The sequence below is a fragment of the Actinomadura sp. KC06 genome (assembly GCF_004348735.1).
Lineage (GTDB): Bacteria > Actinomycetota > Actinomycetes > Streptosporangiales > Streptosporangiaceae > Spirillospora.
The window spans coordinates 1-7,923 of sequence record NZ_SMKT01000255.1; the positions used below are offsets into that span (position 1 = coordinate 1).

8 protein-coding genes are annotated in these 7,923 nt (G+C 69.4%); 1 reads left to right on the top strand and 7 read right to left on the bottom strand.

The window, feature by feature from the left end; translation table 11 throughout:
• Positions 1-13: 13 nt before the first annotated feature.
• The 7 genes from E1287_RS40435 to E1287_RS40465 all read right to left on the bottom strand — a co-directional run bounded on the left by E1287_RS40435 (position 14) and on the right by E1287_RS40465 (position 5,218).
• Positions 14-430 (bottom strand): TadE family protein, encoded by a 417-nt coding sequence (locus E1287_RS40435; RefSeq protein WP_243719776.1) that lies wholly within the window; start codon positions 428-430, stop codon positions 14-16.
• A gap of 10 nt (positions 431-440) precedes the next feature.
• A complete protein-coding gene (locus E1287_RS40440; RefSeq protein ID WP_131970973.1) occupies positions 441-635 on the bottom strand; it encodes a hypothetical protein in 195 nt (64 codons plus the stop codon).
• Between the two features lie 30 nt (positions 636-665).
• Positions 666-1,550: a type II secretion system F family protein gene (locus E1287_RS40445; protein ID WP_131970975.1), complete on the bottom strand. Its 885-nt coding sequence runs from the start codon at positions 1,548-1,550 to the stop codon at positions 666-668.
• Positions 1,547-2,410, bottom strand: coding sequence for a type II secretion system F family protein (locus E1287_RS40450; protein ID WP_131970977.1), 864 nt, complete (start codon positions 2,408-2,410; stop codon positions 1,547-1,549). Before E1287_RS40450 ends, E1287_RS40445 begins: the two co-directional genes overlap by 4 nt.
• Complete coding sequence (locus tag E1287_RS40455) at positions 2,407-3,681, bottom strand: ATPase, T2SS/T4P/T4SS family (RefSeq protein ID WP_165969431.1); 1,275 nt, start codon at positions 3,679-3,681, stop codon at positions 2,407-2,409. The genes E1287_RS40450 and E1287_RS40455 overlap by 4 nt, the downstream gene beginning before the upstream one ends.
• Before the next feature lie 152 nt (positions 3,682-3,833).
• Complete coding sequence (locus E1287_RS40460; protein ID WP_165969432.1) at positions 3,834-4,622, bottom strand: hypothetical protein; 789 nt, start codon at positions 4,620-4,622, stop codon at positions 3,834-3,836.
• Positions 4,623-4,624: 2 nt separating this feature from the next.
• Positions 4,625-5,218 carry an SAF domain-containing protein gene (locus E1287_RS40465; protein WP_165969433.1) on the bottom strand — a complete coding sequence of 198 codons (594 nt, stop codon included), beginning with the start codon at positions 5,216-5,218 and terminating at the stop codon, positions 4,625-4,627.
• A gap of 1,733 nt (positions 5,219-6,951) precedes the next feature.
• On the opposite strand from E1287_RS40465, the gene E1287_RS40470 reads away from it, so the two are divergent.
• Positions 6,952-7,923: OmpA family protein (locus E1287_RS40470; protein ID WP_165969434.1), on the top strand; the 972-nt coding region annotated here is incomplete at its 3' end.

The following is a 7,923-nucleotide window of genomic DNA, read 5'->3' on the forward strand; positions in this document are numbered from 1 at the left end:
GGGTGGGAGGGCATCATCGGCCTCCGCCGACGCCGTTTCCGGACGGTGTCGTGAAGCGTTCGACCGGCCCGCGCGCAACCTGGTTGACCTCCAGATGCAGGCCGGGAACCAGCGAGACGGCGGTTCCACGCACGCGAACCACAATCGTGGTGGTGGTGCTGCCGCTGGTGTCCACGCTTGGAGACTGCAGAAACCCCTCACCGTTGCTGCGTGCGAACGCCAGGGCGGTCGCGTCGGCCTGGGCCGGGTTGGCGCCGTAGGCCCGTGCGGTGCGGACGCCTTCTTGGGCGGCGGCCAGGGCGGTATTGCGGGCGTGGTACCACAGCGCGGCGTTGATGATCAGCATGACCGCCAGCAGCGCGACCGGAACGGCGATCACGGTCTCCAAGGTGATGCTGCCCCGATCATTGGCCAGGTGCTGGTTGGTCACCGCGGCGGCCTTATCTGATTTGGTTGGCGTGGGAGTGGATCGCGGACACGATCTTGGTGGCGGCCCAGACGGCGGCGGCGAACAGGATGCCGATGATCACCATCCATTCCAGGGTGATGCTGCCGCGGTCCCGGGCTTGGCCGCGCCACCTGTCGAGCAGGGCCCGCAGGTAGGCCAGGTCCGGTGGGAGCTGCGGACGCTTCATAGCGGAAGGACCTCCTTCATTTGGTGGGTGTTAGGCGCCGGTGATGCGGGCGTAGGCGGGGTATCCGAGCAGGATCAGATAGCCCAGCACCGACAGCGCGACGGGCAGCGTCATGGTCTCGGTGCGGGACTTGGCGCGGGCGAGCGCGGCGGCGAGCTGCTGCTCGCGCAGGGAGGCGGCCTTGGCGGTAAGGCTGTCGAGGATCGCGGCGCCCTGGGTGCCGGCGCGGCGGGCGATCGCGGCGGTGTCGGCGAGTTCGCGGACACCGATCCGGTCGGCCAGGCGCGCGAGTTCGTCCCACGGGTCGCGGGTTCCACGAGCCGCCGGGTCCAGGGTGGCGGCGATCCGCTGGAACGCCCACCCTCGGCACACTCGCGCCGGGGCTTCCAGCGCCTCGCCGGGGCCAGCTCCGCCGGCGCGGGCCATCTTGATCAGGTCGAGGTAAGCGATCAGCGCGACCGTGAACTCCTCGCGGGCTTCTTTGGCTTGGCTCCGCAAGGCGATGTCGGGGGCGGCGAACATGATGGCGGTGTAGGCGAGGGTGGAGCCGGTGCTGACCAGCCACGGCACCGGCGGCATCAGCAGACTCCACAGCATGGTGGGCACGGCCAGCCCGAACCCGGTCATGGCGAGCTTCTGGACCAGGTACTCCTCCACCGACTTGCCGATCAGCCCCAGGTCGCGGCGGGGGATTCGCACGTCCAAGGCGGTCCCGGCGACGTGCGCGGCCAGCCACCGGCCGACCGGTGCCGCCCGGCCGTCGGGTACCAGGTCGGCTGCGGGACGCCGTGTGGGTGGGGCGAAGCGGTCCAGGGCGGCGGCCAGTTGCGGTGGGGCGGGGAACAGTTCGCGCACGCACAGGAACAGTCCCAGCCCGACCAGGCCACCGGCCATGAGCACGAGCGTGATCGTCATCGGCGCTTCCTCCGTTCGGGCAGGAATCGGTGTCCGGGGGAAGGGGACGCCAGCCGGTGCAGCCACAGGACGGTTCCGGCGTACAGCGCGACGACCACGATGAGCATCAGCTGCCCGGTCGCGGTGCCGAACGGCGCCACATAGGTGCGGTTGAGCACGGCGAAGCCGACGAACGCGGCGAGCGCGACCACGACCCAGACGGCGGTGGTGCGGTGAGTGGCGCGTTCGGCGTCGATCTCGCGCTGCATCGCCACGTCCTTGGCCACGGTGCCGGCCAGTGCGGTCAGCACCTGGTGCAGGCCGCGCCCGCGAACCTGGGAGGCAATGATCAGACTGGCCGCGATGGTGTCACCGACCGGATGCGCCAGGTCATCGGCGAAGGCGCGCAGCGCGTCCTCGGTGGCGACCCGATATTCCAATCGCCGCCGCAGCGCCATCACTTCAGCCGCGATTGGGCCGGGTGGGTCGGTGGCCGTGGTCAGCAACGCGTCCTCGATACCGGTGCCGGTGGTGAGCACGTCGGCGAGCTGACGCGTCCAGGCTTCCATGGCCTCCAGGCGGGCGATGCGCCGCTGCGCCGCCCGACCGCCCAGCAGGCGCGGCAACGCGATGACGGCGGCGGCGACGGCGAACGCGGCCACCGGCCAGCCGGTGGCCGCCCACGCTGCAACGGCTCCCGCTGCGGCTGTCGCGGCGTCCAGGAGCGTCCGGCGCGATCGCCACCGCACCAGGCGCCGCTGCGGACGTCCGGCGGGCGGTTCGGGCAGCAGGTCTGTGCGCGTCCAGGCGGCCACGATCAGAGCCAGACCCGTGGCCACCAGGCCGCCGGCCAGCGCCGCGAACAGAGCGTTGCCGGTCACCTCGCCCTCGCCTCCACCTGGAAATGGGACAACTCGAACCCGGCCGCCTCCAGCTCGGCGGCGCACTGCGGCAAGGTGTGCGGCACCGCCCGTCCATCCCGGCCTGGGGCGTAGATCTGGTTGGTGGCGGGTTCGTCGGTGTCGCCGGGTGGCAGCACCTCCAGCACTTCGGAAACGTACCGCTGGTTCACCGGGCGGCCGTGCTGGTGGTGGACCTGGTGGGTGAGGTGGACGACGAAGTCCACCGCCATGCCCGCCAACCGGAACAGCGTGGCGGGTGGGTAGGTCAGGCCGCCGGAGTCGGCCAGGATCAGCATCCGGGAGAACACCTCGCCCGCCGAGTCGGCGTGGATGGTGCACAGCGAGCCCTCGCCGCCGGTGTTCATCGCGGTCAGCATCGGCACCAGCTCATCGCCGAGGACCTCGCCGACGATGATCCTTTTGGCGTTCAGCCGCAGCGCATCAGTGACCAGCTGGCGGACCGGGATGGCGCCGACGCCTTCGGCGTTGGGCTCGCGGGCCTCCATCGCCACGATGTCGGTGTGCCGGTGCGGCAGGGTGTGCAGGAACAGCTCGTACTCGTTCTCGACGGTGACGATGCGTTCGTCGCGGTCGATGTCGGCGGCCAGGGCGCGGGCGAAGGTGGTCTTGCCGCTGCCCATCCCGCCGGTCACCACAATGTCCTTACGCGCCCGGACCGCGGCGCGCAGGAACTCCCGCAATCCCGGGTCGAGGGTGCCGTTGTCGACGAGCTGGTCCAGGTCGACGTCCAGCATCCGGTGCCGCCGGATCGACAGGCACGGCCACGGCGTCACCGTCATCAGCGCGGTCAACCGGGACCCGTCCGGCAGCGCCAACCGCAGCTTGGGCTTGGCCGGGGAGAAGTCGCGGGCGGTCTGCCCCTGGTAGGCGCCCCAGCGGCGGATCAGCTCGACCAGCTGCGCATCGGAGTCGGCGACCGGCTCGCCCAGTTCCTTGCGGCCATCGGCGTAGTTGATCCACACCTGGCGCGCGCTATTGACATCGATCGTCTCGATGTCGGGGTCCTCCAGGAGCGGCTGGAGCGCTCCTAGCCCGAACCGCTCGTTGTAGACCGCGCCGACCACCCTCGCCTCCAGCTCGGCGGTGAGCCGGTAGCGGCCCGAACCGGCCTGGTCGCCAATCCACGCCCTGACCTCGGCCGCGATCAGCTCCCGCGCCTGCTCGGGCGTGGTGTCCGCGGTGATCTGATCGTCCAGGGCACGGTTGATGTCGGCGACCGCGCCGCGCACGGCGGCCTCCTCGACACCCGTCCGATCCGCAGGCAGGGTGCTTGGTCTCCAACCGGCCGGGCGCCCATCCACGATGCCGCCCGTCGTCTGCCGCCCGATGCGGGAGTTGGGCCAGCTGGTCGGCCCGCTCGTGGGCCAGAGCGAACGATGGCTCATCTCAATCCCTCTCCCGCCGAGATTGGTGCGGTCAAGGCCCGGCGCTGCGCGGTCGTCACCTTCACTGCGTGGTTCGCGGCGGTGCGGGCGGCGCGCATCAGCGGGCTGACCTCGATCCGGCGGCGTGCCCGGTCGCTGCCGCCGCCGTGGGACAGCACGTCGGCGGCCTTGGGGTCGATCGGCAGCGTGGCGGTCAATGCGAACTCGCCGAGCTCGGCGCGAAGGTCGCGGACGGTATAGGGACGCTCCCCGATCAGGCACAACCCGAGCGGCACCGTTGGGCCCAGGGCTTGACGGAGCCGCGCCACCCGCGGGCGAGCGGCGGCGATCTGAGCCAGCGTCGGCCGCATCACCACGACCACCAGCTCGGCGGCGCGCAATAGCGCGAAGGGTTGTTCGGGGCTGATCGGCCCGGTGTCGGCGAGCACGCTGAACGGCAGCGCTGAGAACGCCGCCGCCAGATTCTCCCAGGTGGCCGCCGAGAGCTCCGTGGCCAGGAACGGGTCAACCAGGCCAGGAAGCAGCAGACGCTGGCCTTCCTCGTCCAACGCGATCGTCTGCTCCCACAGCGCGGACTCAGCGGCCTCCGGGCCGTGCACGGCGGCCAGCGCCAGATCCCACAGCCCGCCCACCGGTGAGACCTGGCATTGGAAGTAGCCGCGCAGAATCTGCCCGCCGGCCGGGGAGCACTCGGCCAGCATCACCCGGCCCGGCCAGGTCAATGCCATCGCGAAGGTCGTAGTGGTGGCGCCCGGGGCGTCTCCGGGGTTGGTGAAGGCGATCACGCTCATCGCGGCCCCCGCGAGGTCACCACCACCGCCAACCGGCCGGTGGACGCCTGCTTGGCAATCGCCGGACCCACCCGGGCCTCGACTACCAGATCGACCCGCACACTGCCTTCGGCATCGGGAGAACTGACCTGGTCAACGGTCGCCGCCGTATCCTGCGTCAACTGATCTCCGCCCGCGGCGTTCGCCGGACTCTGTCCCTGCTGGCCGGGAGTGGCGATCACCAGCACCTGATCACCCGGCACCAGGCCCCGGGCCGGAAGCTGGCTTGCCTTGAGCGCGACCGGAACCACCTGCTGACCCGGCCGCGGGCTCAACGCCGTGGTCACCTGCGAGGGCGCCAGAAGCGTCCCCTTACGCAGATCCACGGCCGCCACTCGCCCCACAACTTGCCGGAGCTGGCGCCCGGGAACGAGGGCTACGCTCTGGTCGGCGTCGACCTGCGTGGTCGCCACATCCGAAGCGGTGATCGGGGAGCCGACCGGCACATCGCGGGTGACCAGCACCACCGGCGCGCGATCGCCGATCCCGGCGTACAAGTAGGCGGCCGACAGCGCCCCGGTCAACATCAGCAGCAATCCGATGACGACCATCCGCCGCCGCCGCTGCCGCGGAAGAGGAGGCAACGGATCACGGTTGCGAGATTGTTGGCCATCGGAACTAGGTGTAGGGACGAACTCCTGGACGTACGGGGTCTGGGACTTGCGCGCCATCATCAACCTCCCGTCACCGCTTGGCCCTCGGCGACCCGCAGCGGGAACGTCGCCGACCGCGACAGGGCGGGCAACGCACCGCCAGCCCCACCGGACCCGACCCACGTCCCACCCCAGGTCACGGTCACCGTCACCTGATACGCCGACCCCGGCAAACCCGCCGACGAACGCTGATAGGTGTAGGAACAATCCGATTGCTGAGACTGTGCGGGCCGGCTCCGGTCATAGGCCGTGCCTGGTCCCGGACATGTCAGCGGTGCGTGCCCTGCGCCAGGATCGATGGTCAGGCCGGTGGGCCGAGCGGTCACCTCGGCCCAAACGCCTCCCGCTTGAACGCGATCATTGCGACTGCGCCAGTTGGTGACCCAGAACCACTCCGCCAACCCGACCAAGCCATCGGACCCACGTGGCGGCGCCGTCGCCACCTCGGGCGCTGGGATCGGTAGGCGACGCCACGCCTGCTGGGCCAGCTGCACGGGTGAGACCTGTGGGGCAGCCGGAGGGTCAGGCTCCGGGGCCCCTGGTAGCGAAGGCGGGTCGCAGGGCAGCATGCCGGACCGCCAAATGGGGCAATAGTGAATCGGGGCTGGCCCAGAGGCACCGCCGCCTCGACCGCCGGAGGGGCCACCCGCATTGCCTCCACCGGGGCCGCCGCCGGGACCGGGTCCGGTCTGGCCGGGCTGCTCAGCGCCGTAGACGTAGCCCCAGTTACTGGGTCTCGGCGGAATCGGGTCTTTGGGCGGTGCCGCCGAGACCGTTTCCGCACGGCCCAGGGTGATCGATGCTACGGATGCAACAACTGTGGTTACCGTCAGATATTTCAGCAGCGTGAACGGGGTCCGAACCGACTGATGCGCCATCGCCCATCAGATCCTCGTGTTAGAGTTGCGCGGATACGATCATTGGGGACCCCGCGACTTATGGCACGTCCAGTACTTCGCTTTAGGATCAGTGCTTTTGTGGCGTCCTGACAGTCCTCGACCGTGGCTGTATTCCCCGTGACCTGCACCTTCTTAATGTGTACGACTACATGCCCCGAGGACGTCAGATCCTTGGCATGCAGGTCGTCGATTCCGCGCAGTGCGGTGCCCAGTTGCGGTTCTGTGGAGTACTGCGCAAGGAGTTGCCGTCGGCGGGACTCGCTATCGGCTTGCTCGGCCTGCGGGAGCACCGTCCAGTACTGGCTGTAGCTCTGCTTGACCGCGTCCTCCACCGAGGCGGCCGAGGCTGATGCGCTCGGGGCGCCAGGTGGCGCTGTGGATGGCAGAGACACATCGTGGTCCCCGTTGCTGCATCCGCCTGCAAGAAGCACGAGGAGAGCGCCAACACTGCCGATCAACACGTGAGCAGTGCTGGTGTGCCGAGGTCCTTTCTGGTGCGGGAGCATGATCGTGGAGAGCTTGACGGAATGCAGCTTGCTAGAGTGACGCAATTGCCTACTGTAGGCATGGTTCGCCCGCGACACAATGGTATTTCCTTAGAGAGACAACCCACTCCACAGCGGAAACACAGGAGTCACACAGAGCGCACGCATCTCTATGGTTCGCCAATACCAGCCACGTCCGTGGCGCCGCCGCATCGGCAGAGTCCTGCGGGGCTTGGGCTCTGCCCTGGTGCTGACTGCGGTCACGGCGGGTCTGCCCTGGCTCTTCGTCACGCTGGCCGGATCGCCGATTCCCGACCGGATCCCCGGTCGGGAGGAGATCTTCTCGGCGCTGTCGCGGCGCGACGATGGAACGCTGTTCCTCGGCTTCCTGACCTACGTCGCCTGGGCCGTTTGGCTGCTGTGGATCACGCTGCTGCTGCTTGAGGTCGGTGCCCGGTTGCGCGGCCGATCCGCACCACACATTCCGGGTTTGGACGGACCCCAGCGACTGGCCGCGCTCTTGATCACGACCTTGGGCGCGACCGTGATCGGAACGACCGCAGCGATGAGCAGGGTAAGCACCCTGCCCGCCATATCCCAGGAGGTGACCGCCGCGACCGCGCCCCCGTACGCGCAGTCCTCTACAGCAGATGACTCCACCATCGGTGGTCCGGTAGGCGGCCACGGAAGTCCACCTGCCCACCTCACCACCAGCGTCGGGCCTATGGCTGGTGAGACCACACCGTGGCAGGCAAGCCGACCGCAAACACACAAGATCGTCGTCCAATTCGCGTTCAACTCTGCGAAGTTGTCCGCCTCCGCCAGGGATGGCCTCGCTCAGACGGCTCGCACCATCCGAGCCAAGGCCGACCCCGCGCGTCCGATCGTCATCGTCGGCCACACCGATTCGCGCGGCCCCGCTGACTACAACCAGCAGCTATCGGTACGACGAGCTCGCGCCGCGCGAGAGGTCCTCGGCGAACTGGCCGCCCACGGCTTCCGGTTCGAGGTCAGCGGCAAGGGAGAGCGTGCACCGATCGCCGCCGAAGCACACGCCGACGGCAGCGACGACCCGTCCGGGCGGGCGCGCAACCGTCGTGTCGAAATCTCCTACAGCCTCAAAGCTGCTCCCGCACCACCAGCCAGCCCGACGACCCGGCCGCCTCGCGAGCAAGACGGTGCAGGCGAACCCGGACGCTCGGCATCCCCGCCGTCGACG